At 50.4% G+C, this 16224-nt stretch carries 17 protein-coding genes and 2 tRNA genes; 17 read left to right on the forward strand and 2 right to left on the reverse strand.

Annotation, left to right across the window (positions count from 1 at the left end):
• Positions 1–183: 183 nt before the first annotated feature.
• The 8 genes from ACTQ1N_RS09480 to thiI all read left to right on the forward strand — a co-directional run bounded on the left by ACTQ1N_RS09480 (position 184) and on the right by thiI (position 7119).
• A tRNA-Glu gene (locus ACTQ1N_RS09480) sits at positions 184–255 on the forward strand.
• Positions 256–308: 53 nt separating this feature from the next.
• Positions 309–382 (forward strand) — tRNA-Val (locus tag ACTQ1N_RS09485).
• Positions 383–477: 95 nt separating this feature from the next.
• The gene (locus tag ACTQ1N_RS09490; RefSeq protein ID WP_441956520.1) at positions 478–1758 is read left to right on the forward strand and encodes a galactokinase; all 1281 of its coding nucleotides are present in this window, start codon (positions 478–480) and stop codon (positions 1756–1758) included.
• Positions 1759–1849: 91 nt separating this feature from the next.
• Entirely contained in the window at positions 1850–2866 is a 1017-nt protein-coding gene (gene galE, locus ACTQ1N_RS09495; RefSeq protein ID WP_441956521.1) for a UDP-glucose 4-epimerase GalE, read from the forward strand.
• Between the two features lie 9 nt (positions 2867–2875).
• The gene (gene prmA / locus ACTQ1N_RS09500; protein WP_441956522.1) at positions 2876–3829 is read left to right on the forward strand and encodes a 50S ribosomal protein L11 methyltransferase; all 954 of its coding nucleotides are present in this window, start codon (positions 2876–2878) and stop codon (positions 3827–3829) included.
• A gap of 6 nt (positions 3830–3835) precedes the next feature.
• Positions 3836–4588, forward strand: coding sequence for an RsmE family RNA methyltransferase (locus ACTQ1N_RS09505; protein ID WP_441956523.1), 753 nt, complete (start codon positions 3836–3838; stop codon positions 4586–4588).
• Positions 4589–4635: 47 nt separating this feature from the next.
• Positions 4636–5787: a cysteine desulfurase family protein gene (locus tag ACTQ1N_RS09510; RefSeq protein WP_441956524.1), complete on the forward strand. Its 1152-nt coding sequence runs from the start codon at positions 4636–4638 to the stop codon at positions 5785–5787.
• 81 nt (positions 5788–5868) lie between these two features.
• Complete coding sequence (gene thiI, locus ACTQ1N_RS09515; RefSeq protein WP_441956525.1) at positions 5869–7119, forward strand: tRNA uracil 4-sulfurtransferase ThiI; 1251 nt, start codon at positions 5869–5871, stop codon at positions 7117–7119.
• 118 nt (positions 7120–7237) lie between these two features.
• On the opposite strand, the gene ACTQ1N_RS09520 is transcribed toward thiI, so the two are convergent.
• Complete coding sequence (locus ACTQ1N_RS09520; RefSeq protein ID WP_441956526.1) at positions 7238–7471, reverse strand: HPr family phosphocarrier protein; 234 nt, start codon at positions 7469–7471, stop codon at positions 7238–7240.
• Between the two features lie 124 nt (positions 7472–7595).
• On the opposite strand from ACTQ1N_RS09520, the gene mtaB reads away from it, so the two are divergent.
• From mtaB to ACTQ1N_RS09565, 9 genes are all read left to right on the forward strand, one after another.
• Positions 7596–9098 (forward strand): tRNA (N(6)-L-threonylcarbamoyladenosine(37)-C(2))-methylthiotransferase MtaB, encoded by a 1503-nt coding sequence (mtaB, locus tag ACTQ1N_RS09525; RefSeq protein ID WP_441956527.1) that lies wholly within the window; start codon positions 7596–7598, stop codon positions 9096–9098.
• A gap of 56 nt (positions 9099–9154) precedes the next feature.
• On the forward strand, positions 9155–9427 hold the full coding sequence (locus ACTQ1N_RS09530; protein WP_441956528.1) for an IreB family regulatory phosphoprotein: 273 nt from the start codon (positions 9155–9157) through the stop codon (positions 9425–9427).
• Positions 9427–9942, forward strand: coding sequence for a Holliday junction resolvase RuvX (gene ruvX / locus ACTQ1N_RS09535; protein ID WP_441956575.1), 516 nt, complete (start codon positions 9427–9429; stop codon positions 9940–9942). Before ACTQ1N_RS09530 ends, ruvX begins: the two co-directional genes overlap by 1 nt.
• Before the next feature lie 27 nt (positions 9943–9969).
• The gene (locus ACTQ1N_RS09540) at positions 9970–10227 is read left to right on the forward strand and encodes a DUF1292 domain-containing protein (RefSeq protein ID WP_441956529.1); all 258 of its coding nucleotides are present in this window, start codon (positions 9970–9972) and stop codon (positions 10225–10227) included.
• 93 nt (positions 10228–10320) lie between these two features.
• Positions 10321–11988, forward strand: a complete 1668-nt coding sequence (locus ACTQ1N_RS09545) for a ribonuclease J (RefSeq protein WP_441956530.1) — start codon at positions 10321–10323, stop codon at positions 11986–11988.
• Positions 11988–12344, forward strand: a complete 357-nt coding sequence (locus tag ACTQ1N_RS09550) for a YlbF family regulator (protein ID WP_441956531.1) — start codon at positions 11988–11990, stop codon at positions 12342–12344. Before ACTQ1N_RS09545 ends, ACTQ1N_RS09550 begins: the two co-directional genes overlap by 1 nt.
• A 61-nt stretch (positions 12345–12405) precedes the next feature.
• The gene (locus ACTQ1N_RS09555; RefSeq protein ID WP_441956532.1) at positions 12406–13065 is read left to right on the forward strand and encodes an O-methyltransferase; all 660 of its coding nucleotides are present in this window, start codon (positions 12406–12408) and stop codon (positions 13063–13065) included.
• Positions 13058–14320, forward strand: coding sequence for a peptidase U32 family protein (locus tag ACTQ1N_RS09560; protein WP_441956533.1), 1263 nt, complete (start codon positions 13058–13060; stop codon positions 14318–14320). The genes ACTQ1N_RS09555 and ACTQ1N_RS09560 overlap by 8 nt, the downstream gene beginning before the upstream one ends.
• Positions 14317–15030: a 4'-phosphopantetheinyl transferase family protein gene (locus ACTQ1N_RS09565; RefSeq protein WP_441956534.1), complete on the forward strand. Its 714-nt coding sequence runs from the start codon at positions 14317–14319 to the stop codon at positions 15028–15030. Before ACTQ1N_RS09560 ends, ACTQ1N_RS09565 begins: the two co-directional genes overlap by 4 nt.
• On the opposite strand, the gene dprA is transcribed toward ACTQ1N_RS09565, so the two are convergent.
• Positions 15025–15987: a DNA-processing protein DprA gene (gene dprA, locus ACTQ1N_RS09570; protein ID WP_441956535.1), complete on the reverse strand. Its 963-nt coding sequence runs from the start codon at positions 15985–15987 to the stop codon at positions 15025–15027. The two genes, ACTQ1N_RS09565 and dprA, sit on opposite strands and share 6 nt — an antisense overlap.
• Positions 15988–16224 lie beyond the last annotated feature (237 nt).

Genomic DNA, 16224 nt, shown 5'->3' on the forward strand with positions numbered 1-16224 from the left:
AGAAGGACAGGGCAATCATAGTACTATTGTATGAAAGAGTAAACGCAACCTGTGCAAGACTAACGTCTACCTCTGGTATTAATGGTGGAATTTAAAATTTCATTTTTAGAAAAATAAAAAAATAAAAAAAGGGGGTTGCATTCTACACGACATCATGCTATAGTATGAAAGTCGGCACGACATGGTTCCTTGGTCAAGCGGCTAAGACGTCGCCCTCTCACGGCGAAAACAGGAGTTCGATTCTCCTAGGAACTATTACCCGTCATCAGGTATGATGGCGGGTTTTTCAAATCTATCCTTATTCTTTTGGAACCGTAGCTCAGCTGGGATGAGCGTTCGCCTCACACGCGAAAGGTCAGGAGTCCGAGCCTCCTCGGTTCCACTGTCGAAAGCCCGTATTCACGGGCTTTTTATTTTACTGTTATCCCCTCCAGATTTGTGGTAAGATAATTGAAAATTTGATATGTGGAGGGCTGTATGAATCTGAGTGACTGGAAAAAAAGGCTTCTGACAGAGGATTATCAGAAGAAACTGAATATGCTCTATCCTGGTAAGGCAAAAGAAAACCTGCCAAGGTATGAACATCTTCTTGACCTGTTTTCCGAGACATATCCGGAGGACACAGCAGAAGACATCCACCTGTTTTCTGCACCAGGCCGAACGGAGATTGGCGGGAATCACACGGATCATGAGCACGGCAGGGTTCTGGCTGCATCCGTTGACCTTGACATGATCGGCGCAGCTGTCCCGACAAATGATGGAAAGGTTACGATCCTGTCTGAGGGGTATCCCGTCTGTACGATCGACCTGACGGATATGTCTGTCAGAAAAGATGAAGTGAACACAACGGCTGCGTTGATCCGGGGAGTGGTGAAGCGCTTTATGGATCTTTCGTGCTCCATCTCAGGCTTTCGGGCGGTCGTAACGAGTGCTGTTCTGCCTGGATCTGGAATCAGTTCATCAGCTGCTTTTGAGGTCCTGATCGGCAATATGGTCAACGGCCTGTTCTACGGGGGAAAAGCAGATCCCGTGGAGATCGCTCAGATCAGCCAGTATGCGGAGAATGTTTATTTCGGTAAACCGTCCGGCCTGATGGATCAGACAGCTTCCTCAGTCGGGAATATTCTGACCATTGATTTTGCGGATCCGTCCAATCCGATCGTTGAGAAACTTGATGTTGATTTCGATTCCATGGGATACAGCCTTGTGATTATTAACTGCTGGGCGAGTCACGCGGATTTGACCGATGAGTATACGGCGATTCCAGTCGAGGAGCAGGAGGTAGCAGGCTTTTTCAATAAAAAGGTTCTGAATGATGTACCAAAGGAAGCCTTCATGGAACGGATACCGGAGCTGAGAAAGGCGTTCGGAGACAGAGCAGTCCTTCGCTCCATTCATTATTATGCAGACACAGAACGGGTGCCCAGACAGGTAGAGGCCTTGAAAAAAGGTGACATGAATACATTCCTGCGGCTGGTTAATGAGTCGGGCAGATCCAGCTGGATGTATCTGCAGAATATCGTCCCATGTGGAGCCAATGAGCATCAGGAGATGGCCATTGCGCTGGCACTTTGCGACGAGCTTCTGGGCGGAAGAGGGGCGTTCAGAGTTCATGGGGGCGGCTTTGCAGGAACCTGCCAGGCATTTGTGCCGGATGATATGATTGATTCCTTTACAGAGCGTATGAACCGGCTTCTTGGAGAGGGCAGTTGTCACGTCCTCAGTATCCGCCCGACAGGCGGATGTGAGCTGTTTTGATTTAAAGCGCTCGGGTATCAGCAACAAATTCCGGACAGTCGATTGTTAACCGGAGATGAATCGTTTTTTCTAATGATCAGGAGGAGAGGCCATGAGAATTCTTGTCACAGGAGGAGCTGGATTTATCGGAAGCCATACTTGCGTTGAATTGTTGAATGCCGGGTATGAAGTCACTGTTGTCGATAACCTTTATAATGCCAGCGAAAAGGCAATCGACCGGGTCAGAGAGATCACAGGCAGGGATCTGACATTTGTGAAGGGGGATATCCTGGACAAGCTCTGCCTGGATCAGATATTTGAGAGTCAGAAGATCGATGCGGTGATTCATTTTGCCGGCCTGAAGGCAGTGGGGGAATCTGTACATAAACCGGTGGAATATTATTCCAATAACATCACGGGAACACTGAATCTGATCGAGAGTATGAGAAGCCACGGCTGCAAAAATATCATCTTTTCTTCCAGTGCGACCGTATATGGGGATCCTGCTTTTGTCCCGATCACGGAGGAATGCCCGAAGGGAACCTGTACGAATCCATATGGGTGGACAAAGTGGATGCTCGAGCAGATTTTGATCGATGTGCAGAAGGCGGATCCGGAGTGGAATGTCATTCTTCTGCGTTATTTCAACCCGATCGGTGCCCATCCATCAGGACTGCTTGGAGAAGATCCGAAGGGAATCCCGAACAACCTGGTGCCTTATATTGCACAGGTAGCCATCGGCAAGCTGAAGGAGCTGTCAGTCTTCGGCAATGATTATGACACACCGGACGGGACGGGCGTAAGAGATTACATCCATGTGTGTGATCTGGCCAGAGGGCATGTGAATGCAATCAGAAAATTCGCGGACAATGAAGGGGTTTCCATCTATAATCTGGGAACTGGCCATGGTTATTCCGTGCTTCAGGTGGTGAAGGCATTCAGTAAGGCCTGCGGGAAAGAGATCCCATATGTCATCAAACCGAGACGTGCAGGTGATATTGCGACCTGCTATTGCGATCCTTCAAAGGCAGCAAGAGAGCTCGGGTGGAAGGCAGAGTATGGAATCGAGGAGATGTGCCGTGATTCCTGGAACTGGCAGCAGAAGAACCCGAACGGTTTTGCAGACTGAGGCAGATTTATGAAATGGAAGAAATTCAGGCTGAAGACGCTGGCATCGGCTGAGGACATCGTCGCGGAGGCGCTTTCAGAAGCAGGAATAGAGGGGGTGGAGATTGAAGACCATGTCCCGCTCTCCGAGAATGAGCTGAAGCAGATGTTTGTTGACATCCCGCTTCCTGCCGGGCAGGACGATGGGACAGCTTACCTTGATTTCTATCTGGATGAGGACGAGGATGCCCCCGGCATCCTCGCTTCTGTCAGAGAACGGTTGGAAAACCTTCGTCAATACACCCAGATCGGGGCCTGCACGATAGAAGAAGGGGAGACGGAGGATGTTGACTGGATCAACAACTGGAAAAAATACTTCCACAAATTCAAGGTGGATGACATCCTGATTATTCCGTCCTGGGAGAAAGTGGAAGATTGCGACAGTTCGGGGATGGTGCTCCATATCGATCCTGGAACTGCTTTTGGAACAGGCATGCATGAGACGACACAGCTGTGCATGAGACAGCTGAAAAAGGTTGTGACGCCACAGACACAGCTGCTTGATGTTGGGACAGGGAGCGGCATCCTGTCAATTGTCGCATTGAAGCTGGGGGCCAGGCATGCAGTTGGAACCGATCTTGATCCCTGTGCTGTGGATGCTGTGAAGGAGAATCTTTCTGCCAACGACGTTCCGGAGAGCAGCATGGACATGGTGCTGGGCAATCTGATTGATGATCCGAAAACCCAGACTTTGGTCGGATATGATAAATATGATGTTGTGACCGCCAACATCCTTGCTGATGTGCTGATTGCGCTTGCACCCCACATCGTACCGGCGATGAAGCCAGAGGGCATCCTTATTATGTCCGGCATCCTTGACGAGAGGGAGAAGGATGTGGAGCAGGCTGCAAGAAAGGCGGGACTTCAAATTGTGGAAGTGACACATCAGAACGAGTGGGCTTGCGTGACCGCAAAGAAAGACTGAGGATATATGTACCGCTTTTTTATCAGCCGGGAATCAATTGATGAGGCGGCCGGAACCATTCAGATACAAGGTGAGGATGTCGGGCATATTCACTCTGTCCTGCGGATGAAGCCCGGAGAAGAGGTTCTTCTGTGTACAGGGATGGAAGGTGACCAGACAGATTATCTGTGCAGGATTGAAGGGTATTCTGACGGAGCTGTCCTCACAAAAATCGTCTCGAAGAACCGCTCTCAGCAGGAACTTCCATCAAGACTCTATTTGTTTCAGGGACTTCCCAAGGCGGACAAACTGGAGAGTATCATCCAAAAGAGCGTGGAGCTGGGCGTATATAGAATTGTACCGACTCTGATGAAACGTTGTGTTGTGAAGCCTGACACGAAAAAAATCGCTAAAAAAACAGCCAGGTGGAACGCGATTGCACTGGCTGCGGCAAAACAATCAAAAAGAGGCATCGTTCCAGAGGTGACAGAACCCGTTTCCTTTTTGGAAGCGCTGGAACTTACGCGATCACTGGATCATGTAGTTGTTCCGTATGAGAATTCAGACGGCATAGAGCATACCAGAGTGGTTCTTTCATCTGTAAAGCCTGGTGAGAGCTGCGGGATCTTCATCGGGCCGGAGGGCGGCTTTGACGAAAATGAAATCAACATGCTGCGGGATATCGGCGGCGCAATCGTGACACTCGGACACAGAATCCTTCGTACAGAAACGGCAGGACCTGCTGTACTGGCTGCCCTTATGCTGCACCTTGAAGAATGAAAGCAGTAAGATATGGCGATGTGAAATCATGCACTGAGAAGGAAATTATGGAAGCTTATCTGGATAATTCAGCAACAACAAAGGTTTCGGAGGCGGTAAAGGACATTGTTGTACAGACGATGATGGTCGATTACGGGAACCCCTCCTCCAGGCATCAGAAGGGTGTCGATGCAGAGAGGTATGTCCGGGAAGCACGGGAGCGGATTGCCGCGACATTGAAGGTGAAGGATCGGGAGATCTATTTTACTTCGGGCGGGACTGAGTCCAACAACTGGGCACTGATCGGTGGGGCTTTAGCGAACAGGCGGGCCGGGAAGCATATCATTACCACTGCAGTGGAGCATGCAGCGGTCCTGCAGCCGCTGTCTTTCCTTAAAGATATGGGATTCCGGATTACCTATCTTCCGGTCGATGAGCATGGACACATCAGTCTGGATGATCTGAAGGCGCAGTTAGATCAGGATACGATTCTGGTTTCCACAATGTATGTAAACAATGAAATCGGAGCGGTGGAACCGATTGCTGAAATCGGAGAGCTTGTAAAGGATTATAATGAGCAGATTCTGTTTCATGTAGATGCCATCCAGGCATATGGAAAGTACAGGATCTTTCCGGAAAAACTGCATATCGATATGCTGTCTGTCAGTGGACATAAGATTCACGGCCCGAAAGGCAGTGGATTTTTGTACATACACGAGAAGGCGAAGGTCAGGCCGCTCATATATGGCGGCGGACAGCAGCGGGGGATGCGGTCCGGGACGGAGAATGTGCCTGGCTGCGCCGGCCTTGGCGTTGCAGCGATGGAGGCATACACAGATTTTGAACAGAAAGTTGATTCGATGAGAGCTTGTAAAAAACGTCTCATGAAGGGACTTTCCGGGGTTGAGGGCGCTCATATTATTTCACTGGAAGAAGAGGCTCCTCAGATTGTCAGCTGCTCCTTTGAAGGTGTTCGCTCGGAGGTCTTTCTCCACGCACTGGAGGAGAAGGGAGTCTATGTTTCGTCAGGTTCAGCCTGCTCATCGAACAAAAAGACACCTGTCAGCACTGTTCTTCAGGAGATCCATCTCAGCCCGCAGATGCAGGACTCAACGCTGCGGTTCAGCTTCTGTGACACAACATCGTTTGAGGAGATTGACTATGCCCTTTCCTGTATCAGGGAGCTGTATCCTGTTCTGAAACGGTATATGCGGAGATAAGCAGATAATGGCGGAGAATTGACTCCGCCGGGCTTTCGCCGGCTGTCATCGAGACAACAGAAAGAAAGGTTTTGTATTTTTATGTTCTATAAAACGTATCTAATCAAGTATGGTGAAATCGGCGTGAAGGGGAAGAACCGCGCTTCTTTTGAGGATGCACTGGTCAGCCAGATCAGGGCGGCATTAAGCCGGATCGGCGACAGCTTCCATGTCTGGAAGGAGCAGGGCCGGATCATCGTAGATGTTCTCGGGGCTGAAAAGGATACAGACTCGGAAGAAATTATCCGGGAGCTTCAGACTGTCTTCGGAATTGTCGGGATCTGTCCGGTTGTTAAAGCGCCTCTGGGGACGCCCGAGGAGATTGCACCACATGTCGTTTCCTTTCTTTCAGAACTGTACCACCTGAAGATTGATGACCGCTGGCGTGAAAAGCATGGCGAGCAGCTGGACGGATCGGCGGAGGGACTTTCGTTCAAGGTTCACTGCAGAAGGGCCAACAAACAGTATCCTGTTGCCTCTATGGACGTCAACGCCTATCTTGGGGAAAAGATTCTTGATGCATTTCCAGGACAGATTCGTGTTGATGTGCATGACCCGAAGGTGATGGTGTATGTTGAGCTTCGCGATGAGGTCTACATCTATTCGCAAGTACTTCCGGGCCCGGGTGGCATGCCTCTCGGGACGAATGGCTCTGCCATGCTTTGCCTGTCCGGTGGAATCGATTCACCCGTTGCGGGATGGATGATTTCAAAGAGGGGCGTTACGATCAATGCGACTTATTTTCATGCACCGCCGTATACCAGTGAGCGGGCAAAGCAGAAGGTCGTGGATCTTGCGAGGATAATATCCAGATACACAGGTCCGATCAGGCTTCATATTGTGAATTTTACGGATATCCAGCTGGCGATCTATGAAAAGTGCCCGCACGATGAACTGACCATCATCATGAGAAGATACATGATGAGAATTGCAGAGCATTTCGCGAAGGAGGATGGCTGCCAGGCGCTGATTACGGGAGAAAGCCTCGGACAGGTTGCAAGTCAGACAATGCAGAGTCTTGTCTGCACAGATGATGTCTGCAGTATGCCGGTCTTCCGCCCATTGATCGGATTTGACAAGCAGGATATTATCGACCTTTCACTGCAGATCGGGACGTATGAGACCTCAATTGAACCATACGAGGACTGCTGTACGATCTTTGTGGCAAAGCATCCTGTTACGAAACCGAGACTGGATGTCATCAGGCGTTCGGAAATGAAGCTGGCGGATGGAATCGATGAGCTGATGAAAAAGGCTTTGGAGACGGCAGAAGTGATCGAAGTGAAAGCGTAATCCACGAGCTGAAGCTGGAAAAAAGTCTGAAAGACAAGGATGAAATAAAAAAGCCTCTGCATCTGCAGAGGCTGCGAAGGCAGGATGTGACGACCGAAAGTTAGAGAAGCTGGTATTCTCACTGAACCATATACGGCTTCAATACTTCAAGAATGCTGTCGAGATTGTCTTCGGCATGAATACTGAGATCGATCGGCTTTGAGAGATCCAGGCTGAAGATGCCCATGATTGATTTGGCATCGATGACATATCTGCCGGAAACCAGATCAAAGTCGTTATCGAACTTTGTAATATCATTCACAAAAGACTTGACTTTATCAATCGAATTCAGAGAGATCTTTACTGTTTTCATAATTCTGTATCCTCCCAATAAGCAATAGGCCCTCTGTTCTGAAGGCACTGAATCTGACCATGTGGAATACAGAAGTAGTCTATCGTTTCCAAAATCAAAAGTCAATACAGCAGGAACCGGGTATATGAAACAATTTACAGGAAAAAGAGCAGCTCTCCATAATCTGGGATGCAAGGTCAATGCATATGAGACAGATTCAATGGCAGCGCTGCTGAAGAAAGCGGGTTTTGAGATTGTACCGTTCTCCGAGCCGGCAGATGTCTATGTGATCAATACGTGCTCTGTTACCAACATTGCAGACCGAAAAAGCCGGCAGATGATTCACCGGGCAAGAAAAATGAATCCCGGGGCAGTCGTGATTGCTGCAGGCTGTTACGTACAGACTGCAATTGATAAAACAGGTCTTCAGATTGATGCGGATATCATTCTCGGAACAGGACGAAAGCAGGATATTGTTCATGAAATCGAACGATTCGAAGAGCGAAGGGAGACAAAGTCCCGTGAAGAGGCGCCGGAAAGGCTGCCCGAAACGGGGAAGCAGTGCAGGATGAATCTGTCAGCTCAATCTGTGGTGGATGTCGCAGACCTGAGAAAGCTGGAAAAACCAGAGAAGCTGGCGCTCCCGAAAGTAGAGGGACATACCCGCGCATATATAAAAGTACAGGATGGCTGTGATATGTATTGCAGCTATTGCATTATTCCATATGCTCGCGGACATGTCCGCTCCAGAAGCATGGACGACATTGTCCAGGAGCTGACCCATCTGGCAGAGGAGGGAACCAGCGAGGTTGTCCTGACCGGCATCCATCTTTCTTCCTACGGAGTAGACTTTCCGGAATCCGACGGGAGCACCTGGCAGGAACGGTCAAGGCTGATTGAGCTGGTTGAGCGGGTCGCCGGAATTGCCGGGATTGAGAGAATACGGCTGGGGTCGCTCGAACCCACGATCATTACGGAGGAGACGGCAGCGCGGCTGTCGCAAATCGGAAAACTTTGTCCACATTTTCACCTTTCTCTGCAGAGTGGATCAGACACTGTATTGAATCGTATGAATCGACACTATACAACAAAGGAATACAGCCGCTGTGTGTCTATTCTGAGAAAATACTTCGACAAGCCGGCACTGACGACGGATATCATCGTTGGCTTCCCACAGGAAACAGAGCAGGAATTTCTGGAAACGGTCGAATATCTCCGGAAGATTCAGCTCTATGAGACGCATGTTTTCCGTTATTCGCGAAGAGCAGGGACGCGGGCAGATCGGATGGAAGGACAGATACCGGAGGTGGTCAAAGCAAGACGGGCACAGGTGCTTGAGAACTTGAACAGGAAGAATCAGATCTCATTTATCGCTGGAAAGGATGGCGCAAGAGCAGAAGTTCTTGTAGAAGAACGCTATGATGCAAGTGTACCGAATGCGGCGCAGCAGGAGACGAAGCTGTTGCGGGGTATGGAGGCGGCCGTGAAGCTGATTCCGGATCTGGAGAGTCCGGCTGACGGGAACATTGTCTGGTATGCGGGGTATTCAAAGGATTACATCCGGGTTGCTGTTCCGGCTACAGTCGATATCCGGGGCAGGATTATCCGAGGAAGTCTTGCTGTTGAAAGTTCAGCACTGTTAGTATAGAATAAGTTCAGCTTAGTATGATATCGGCACGCAGCGGCGTGCAAGGGCAGAAAGATATGGCAGATATTTACAGCACTCAGTACTTTAATGTTGACAATGACCCGGAGATGAAGGTCAAAAAGGTTCTTGAGCTTGTGTACAATGCGATGACAGAGAAGGGGTATAATCCGGTCAATCAGATTGTCGGATATATCATTTCCGGAGATCCAACGTACATTACCAGCCATAAGAATGCCCGCAGCATGATCATGAAGGTGGAGCGTGATGAGATTGTGGAGGAGCTGCTGAAGGAATATATCCGCAATCAGTCATGGAAAAGTGGTTCATGATGGCAGCGGCAGGGAGTGTCCGGGCACTGGGACTGGATTTCGGAGCAAAGACGGTGGGCGTTTCGGCCTCAGATGCGCTTGGCGTCACAGCCCAGGGGCTTGAGATTATTCGAAGGAAGAGTGAAAACAAGCTGCGTCAAACGCTTGCAAGAATTGATGAGCTGGCCAGGGAAAGAAGAGTGGAAGTCATTGTACTTGGCCTTCCGCGTACAATGGGCGGAAGGGTTTCCGAGCGGACGTACCGGACGCTGATATTTGGGGAGATGGTTCGGAAAAGGACAGATCTTCCTGTCGTATATTGGGACGAGCGGCTGACAACCGTCGCAGCTGACCGGACGATGCAGGCGACTGAGGTGGCGGAGCAGGACCGGAAGACGTACGTGGATGAAATTGCGGCGATGCTGATCCTGCAGGGTTATCTTGATTGCGTACATTCTTCCGGAAACGTTCCCGAAACAGATGCCGAAGCTCTGATTGCAGAATATGAGACAGAACATCCCGGGACTGTGGCATAAGCGGGAGAGAAGGACAGGGTACAGGGCATGGAAAAGATTTGTTTTACACCGCCTGACGGGAGTGAGGCGGTCTGGTTTTATGTACTGGAGCAGACCAGAATCGGTGGACACAATTATATTCTTGTGACAGATTCCGAGGAAGGAGATGGGGAAGCTTACATCATGAAGGACATCTCAAAGGATGGGGACGAAGAGGCATCCTATGAGTTTGTTGACAGCGATCAGGAGCTTTCTGCTGTCTCAGGAGTTTTTTCGGAAATGCTGGAGGACACAGACCTGGTCTGAGCGGCAAAAGGTACTTTTGACACTCAGATCACAGTATGAACAAGAACGAACAAGAACAATCAAGAACAAATAAGAACGAATAAGGAGGATTCATTGGGACACACAACCAGTAAGTTAAAGGTAATTCCGCTCGGCGGCCTCGAGGCCATCGGCATGAATATTACCGCGTTTGAGTATGAAGACAGCATCATTGTCGTGGATTGCGGCCTCGCATTTCCGGAGGATGACATGTACGGCATTGATCTGTGTATACCGGATATCACCTATCTGCTTGACAATGCAGCAAAGGTGAAGGGGTTCGTGTTCACGCACGGACATGAAGATCACATCGGAGCACTCCCGTATATCCTGAAGCAGCTGAATGTTCCAATTTATGCGACAAAGCTGACGATGGGGCTGATAGAGCTGAAACTGACAGAGCATGATCTGATCAGGACGACAAAGCGGAAGGTTGTCCATCCGGGCCAGTCGATTAACCTGGGAAAGTTCCGGGTGGAGTTCATCAAGACCAACCACTCGATTCAGGATGCAGTGGCACTTGCGATCACCTGCCCTGCCGGAACCGTCATCCATACAGGAGATTTCAAGGTGGATTTCACGCCTGTCTTTGGGGATGCGATTGATCTTCAGCGCCTTGGCGAGATCGGGAAAAAGGGTGTACTTGCTCTTATGTGCGATTCGACCAACGCGGAACGGCCGGGCTATACGCCGTCCGAGAGCACGATTGGAAAAGCGTTCGATCAGATATTTGGCGAGCATAAGAGACAGCGGTTGATTGTTGCGACTTTCGCATCCAATGTGGACAGGGTCCAGCAGATCATCAATACCGCCAACAAGTACGGCAGGAAGGTTGTCATCGAGGGACGTTCGATGGTGAATGTGATCTCTGTCGCGGAGGAGCTTGGGCGTATCACCATTCCTGAGAACACACTGATCACACTGGATGAGATGAAGAACTATCCGGATGACAGGATTGTTCTGATTACAACAGGCAGCCAGGGAGAGTCTATGGCGGCACTTTCCAGGATGGCAGCCGGTCTGCATAAGAAAGTGCAGATAAAGGCCGGAGATTTGATTGTCTTCTCTTCAAACCCGATTCCGGGTAATGAGAAGTCTGTCTCGAAGGTGATGAACGAGCTGTATGAGAAAGGCGCCGATGTGATCTTCCAGGATACGCATGTATCGGGGCATCCATGCCAGGAGGAGATCAAGCTGATCTATTCACTCGTAAGGCCTCAGTTCGCGATCCCGGTACATGGGGAAGTCCGCCACAGGGTTGCGCAGGCGAAGGTCGCCCGGCTTCTCGGATATGATTCGAAGCATATCATCATGATGCACAGTGGCGATGTCCTGGAGCTTTCTGACAACCATGCAAACATTGCAGGGCATGTCCAGAATGGCCCGATTCTTGTAGATGGACTGGGAGTCGGTGATGTAGGCAATATTGTCCTGAGGGACAGACAGCGGCTTGCGGAGGATGGCATCATCATGGTTGTGATGACACTAGGCTCAAGGAGCCGGGAAATCCTGGCAGGACCGGATATTGTTTCGCGGGGATTTGTCTATGTGCGGGAGTCTGAGGAACTGATGGACGAGGCTCAGGAGGTTGTAGAGGACGCTGTGGAGAAGTGCCTGAAGGGGAAGTCTTCCGACTGGGGCAGGATCAAGACAGCGGTCCGGGATGACCTTGGGGATTTCATCTGGAAGCGGACAAAACGCAATCCGATGATTCTTCCGATTATTGAGGAAGTCAGTGAGTGATGCAGTCAGACGAAGAAGTTCAGAAGTATACAGATGCACTCCTCGGCGCCATTAAGAACAGTCAGGCATATACAGACTATACCGCGGCGCTGGAGGAGATTCTGAAGTATCCGGACAGAAAACAGAAGGCTGACCGGTTCCGCCGGGAAAACTATATTGCCAGAAACTATTCGGGGGATGAGGCTGCCGGAATGCGTGATGAACTCTACCGGCAGCGCCAGCAGCTTCGCCTGGATCCGGTCTCGGATCGTTACCTGAATGCCGAGCTGGTCTTATGCAAACTCCTGAAGAAAAGTGCGCTTCAGATTCTGAATGTGGCGGAGATTGATCTGTCAGGGATGGATGATATCCTCTGAAAAGCATGGGATGCGTATTTTCAGGTTGAGTGATGAACAAAATCATGATGGAGGTGGAAGCTTGCGGGAGCGGATCTCTGCATATCTTCATTCCCTGAGCTGCGGCCAGGGAGCCTATCTTGACAGCATACGACAAAAGGCGGAGGCCGGAGGCGTTCCAATCATCAGAATTGAGATGGAGAGCTTTCTGGCCTCATTTCTTGAGCTCGTGAAACCTGCGGCGATCCTTGAAGCCGGGACAGCGGTGGGCTATTCTTCCATGTTGATGGCAAAGCTGACCGAGATAAGCGGGTGCCGGATTGATACGGTGGAAAAAGATGACAGCCGTTTTCGCGAGGCATGTGACAATATCAGTGCTTCTCCATGGAAAAACCGGATTCATCCGATTCACGGGGACGTTCAGGATGTGTTTCATTCTCTTGTAACAGAGGGAAAGAAGTACGATTTTATCTTCATGGATGCGGCAAAAGGGCAGTATATACACTACCTGCCTGATGCGGCAGCGCTTCTTCGAACAGGCGGCGTTCTGGTATCCGACAATGTCCTGCAGGATATGACAATCCTGGACTCTCATTTTGCGCTTGAGCGCAGGGAACGGACGATCCATAAAAGGATGCGGGATTATCTCTATGAGCTGACGCACCATCCTGGACTGCTTACAACAGTTGTACCCATCGGGGATGGCGCGGCAGTGACGATCAGGAAAGAGGATTATGCATAATGAGAATAATATGCCGGAGCTTCTCGTTCCGGCATCCAGTCTTGAAGTTCTGAAAATTGCTGTTATCTATGGGGCTGATGCAGTCTATATCGGTGGGGAGGCGTTCTCACTCCGTGCAAAGGCGCATAACTTTTCAGACGCGGAAATGCGGGAAGGAATCCGTTTCGCTCACGAGCGAGGCGTGAAGGTCTATGTCACGGTGAATATTATCGCGCACAACGAAGACCTTCAGGCGCTGGATTCGTACCTCCTGGAGCTGCAGGATATAAAGCCTGATGCGCTGCTGGTCGCGGACCCCGGTGTGTTTATGAGATGCAGGAAGCTGTGCCCTCAGATTCCGATCCATATTTCCACCCAGGCAAATAATGTGAACTGGGAGACATTTTTGTTCTGGCACAGCCTTGGCGCAGAACGCGTGGTCTGTGGAAGAGAATTATCTCTGGAGGAAATTCGGGAGATTCGTGAACACATTCCGGATGAACTGGAGATAGAAGCATTTGTGCATGGCGCCATGTGCATCTCTTATTCCGGGAGGTGTCTGTTATCCAATTTCCTGGCAGGCAGGGATGCAAACAGGGGAGAATGTTCCCACCCCTGCAGATGGAAATACGCGATTGTGGAGGAGACAAGACCGGGTCAGTACATGCCGGTATATGAGAATGAACGGGGAACTTACATCTTCAACTCGAAGGATCTCTGCATGGTTGAGCATATTCCGGACATGATTCATGCCGGAATTGACAGCCTGAAGATCGAAGGACGGATGAAAACAGCCCTTTATGTTGCGACGGTAGCACGTACTTACAGGAAGGCGCTGGATGATCTGAAGGCGGGCAGGGCTGTCTATGAATCAAACATGGACTGGTATCGGGAAGAGATACGGGACTGTACCTACAGGGACTTTACAACCGGTTTCTTTTACGGAAAACCAGGAACAGATGCTCAGGTGTATGGGAGCAATACCTATATTCGCAGCTTCATATATCTGGGATGGGTCAGGAAAATCCTGGAAATCGACCAGAAGCAATATGTTGTGATCGAGCAGAAAAACAAATTCTCTGTCGGCGACAGAGTTGAATTAATGAAACCGGATGGCAGGGATGTCAGTGTGACAGTCGAGGAAATCCGGGATGAAAATATGATGGAAATGGGGAGTGCGCCGCACCCGTTGCAGAAGCTGTATGTCAGGCTGTCCGGTGACGCAGAGACGTATGATATTCTGAGAGTTCAGGAGAGTGATGGACTGCGGACATGAAAATTTCAGTGCTGCGGCTAGAAGAAAAGATTCAGCAGGAAGACGAATGCTGCCTGGGAAGGGCTGATTCCGCCGAAAAATGGACATCCGATCGGACAGAATCGATGAAGGTGGGGCGGGCATTGCTTCGGAGAGCAGCTTACAGGTTCCTGCTCCGCGAGATCATGACGGCCTTCCCCGGCCTTGAGAAGGAATATGGGGGATGCCGGCTGCTGACAGATCGCGGACTGGCCGGAAGCGGTGATGAATCATCAGTCATCCCGTTCATGAAAGATGTGTTGGGAAAGCCTTATCTGCCCGGGCATCCGGAGATTCTGTTTAATCTCAGTCACAGCAGGAATGGCTATGCGGCTGTCGTTGTATCAGATTCCGCAGAGGCATCTGCCGTCGGAATCGACATCGAGGCGCGGTTTCCTTATCGGGAGCTGCTTGCACGTAAGATATGCAGTGAGTCTGAGAATCGTTTGCTCCTGGAGGCATCCTCGGCAGATGAAAAAAAACGGCTGCTGAATCTGTTCTGGAGCCGTAAGGAGGCAATTCTCAAGTGCGAGGGGACAGGCATCCGTCAGGATCTTCGTCTTGTTGATACCTTCCGCTTTTCCAGAAACTGTGAGCTGCACGAAGAGATGAATGAGGCGTATACTCTTGTGACATGTGTAAAAATCATCCGGAAGACGGGAGAAGAGGGCAAGCGTCCGGATTTGTCATGACAGCGTAATAGAGCTGCGGGCGTACCGGTTACGGGAGACTTCCTGAACAGCATTCCTTACCTGCAGGGCCAGAATTCCCTCCATGAGCTGTGACATTGTCAGCCCTGTTTCTTCAAGCAGCTGGTCAACACCTTTTGCATCCAGTTCAAGCTTCTGGATAATCAGTTGTTCCACCTGTGTGAGGCCGGCGTGTGTTGTGGAATGCCGGGAGCAGGCAGGATCATCGTTTGAATCCGAATGCCGATTCTCGTTCTCAAGGGGGTTGTAGGTTACGCCGTTTCTCTGACAGACCTCCTCCAGAAACTGTTCCACGGATGTCAGGATGCCTGCCCCCTGTTCGATCAGATGATTGCAGCCATAGCTCAACTCATCACCGAATCTTCCAGGAACTGCATAGACATCCTTTCCCTGATCAAGCGCCAGATCGACTGTGATCAGAGAACCGCTTTTCTTTCTCGCCTCTACAACAATGACGGCATCCGCCAGCCCGCAAATCAGCCGGTTCCGGATTGGAAAATGGCTGGGAAGCGGTGGGGTAGCCGGCCCGAATTCCGAAATGATCCCGCCGCTGTCTGGCAGACTTCTGTACAGGCGGCTGTTCTCCGGCGGGTAACAGATATCTGCTCCGCTTCCCAGGACCGCAAAGCTTCTGCCGCCCTCCTCAATACAGGCTTTCTGAGCCATGCCATCGATTCCGGCGGCCATTCCGCTGATTACCTGGACTTTGTATCTGGCAAGCTGAGCGCCCAGATATGCCGCTATCTTTGCCCCGTAGTGGCTGCATCTTCTTGCTCCGATGACTGCTACCGATAAAATGTCCGGATCCGGCAGATCTCCTTTATAGAACAGACCATGCGGACAATCCAAAAGCTCTCTCAGCTTTTGTGGAAAGTGACGGTCATCCCGCTGGCAGAACTTCAGTCCCTTCTGCTGGAGAAGATCTGCACTTTTCTTCAAACTGCAGGACTCTTTGTAAGAGATCAGTGAGCGAACCCATTTTTGCCGCAGCTTTTGAAATGGTGCCATGGCTGACAGGGGAGCTTCATATACTTCCCGGGGAGAGCCGAAATACCGGATTAAGGCAAGTATTTCATTCCTTGTCAGAATCGGGCATGAGCAGAGCCATTGCCAGTACAGATCGTCGCCTGGCTGAGAGCCGGCTTGCTGGCAGCCGCTTTTTTGATTGCAGCCGTT

Source organism: Porcincola sp. LCP21S3_C12, assembly GCF_052118625.1.
Classification (GTDB): Bacteria; Bacillota; Clostridia; order Lachnospirales; family Lachnospiraceae; genus Porcincola.

Bases quoted from the DNA above. Each gene is read 5' to 3' on its own strand.
- ACTQ1N_RS09490 (WP_441956520.1), top strand. From the start codon at position 478: ATGAATCTGAGTGACTGGAAAAAAAGGCTTCTGACAGAGGATTATCAG.
- galE (WP_441956521.1), top strand. From the start codon at position 1,850: ATGAGAATTCTTGTCACAGGAGGAGCTGGATTTATCGGAAGCCATACT.
- prmA (WP_441956522.1), top strand. From the start codon at position 2,876: ATGAAATGGAAGAAATTCAGGCTGAAGACGCTGGCATCGGCTGAGGAC.
- ACTQ1N_RS09505 (WP_441956523.1), top strand. From the start codon at position 3,836: ATGTACCGCTTTTTTATCAGCCGGGAATCAATTGATGAGGCGGCCGGA.
- ACTQ1N_RS09510 (WP_441956524.1), top strand. From the start codon at position 4,636: ATGGAAGCTTATCTGGATAATTCAGCAACAACAAAGGTTTCGGAGGCG.
- thiI (WP_441956525.1), top strand. From the start codon at position 5,869: ATGTTCTATAAAACGTATCTAATCAAGTATGGTGAAATCGGCGTGAAG.
- ACTQ1N_RS09520 (WP_441956526.1), bottom strand. From the start codon at position 7,471: ATGAAAACAGTAAAGATCTCTCTGAATTCGATTGATAAAGTCAAGTCT.
- mtaB (WP_441956527.1), top strand. From the start codon at position 7,596: ATGAAACAATTTACAGGAAAAAGAGCAGCTCTCCATAATCTGGGATGC.
- ACTQ1N_RS09530 (WP_441956528.1), top strand. From the start codon at position 9,155: ATGGCAGATATTTACAGCACTCAGTACTTTAATGTTGACAATGACCCG.
- ruvX (WP_441956575.1), top strand. From the start codon at position 9,427: ATGGCAGCGGCAGGGAGTGTCCGGGCACTGGGACTGGATTTCGGAGCA.
- ACTQ1N_RS09540 (WP_441956529.1), top strand. From the start codon at position 9,970: ATGGAAAAGATTTGTTTTACACCGCCTGACGGGAGTGAGGCGGTCTGG.
- ACTQ1N_RS09550 (WP_441956531.1), top strand. From the start codon at position 11,988: ATGCAGTCAGACGAAGAAGTTCAGAAGTATACAGATGCACTCCTCGGC.
- ACTQ1N_RS09560 (WP_441956533.1), top strand. From the start codon at position 13,058: ATGCATAATGAGAATAATATGCCGGAGCTTCTCGTTCCGGCATCCAGT.
- ACTQ1N_RS09565 (WP_441956534.1), top strand. From the start codon at position 14,317: ATGAAAATTTCAGTGCTGCGGCTAGAAGAAAAGATTCAGCAGGAAGAC.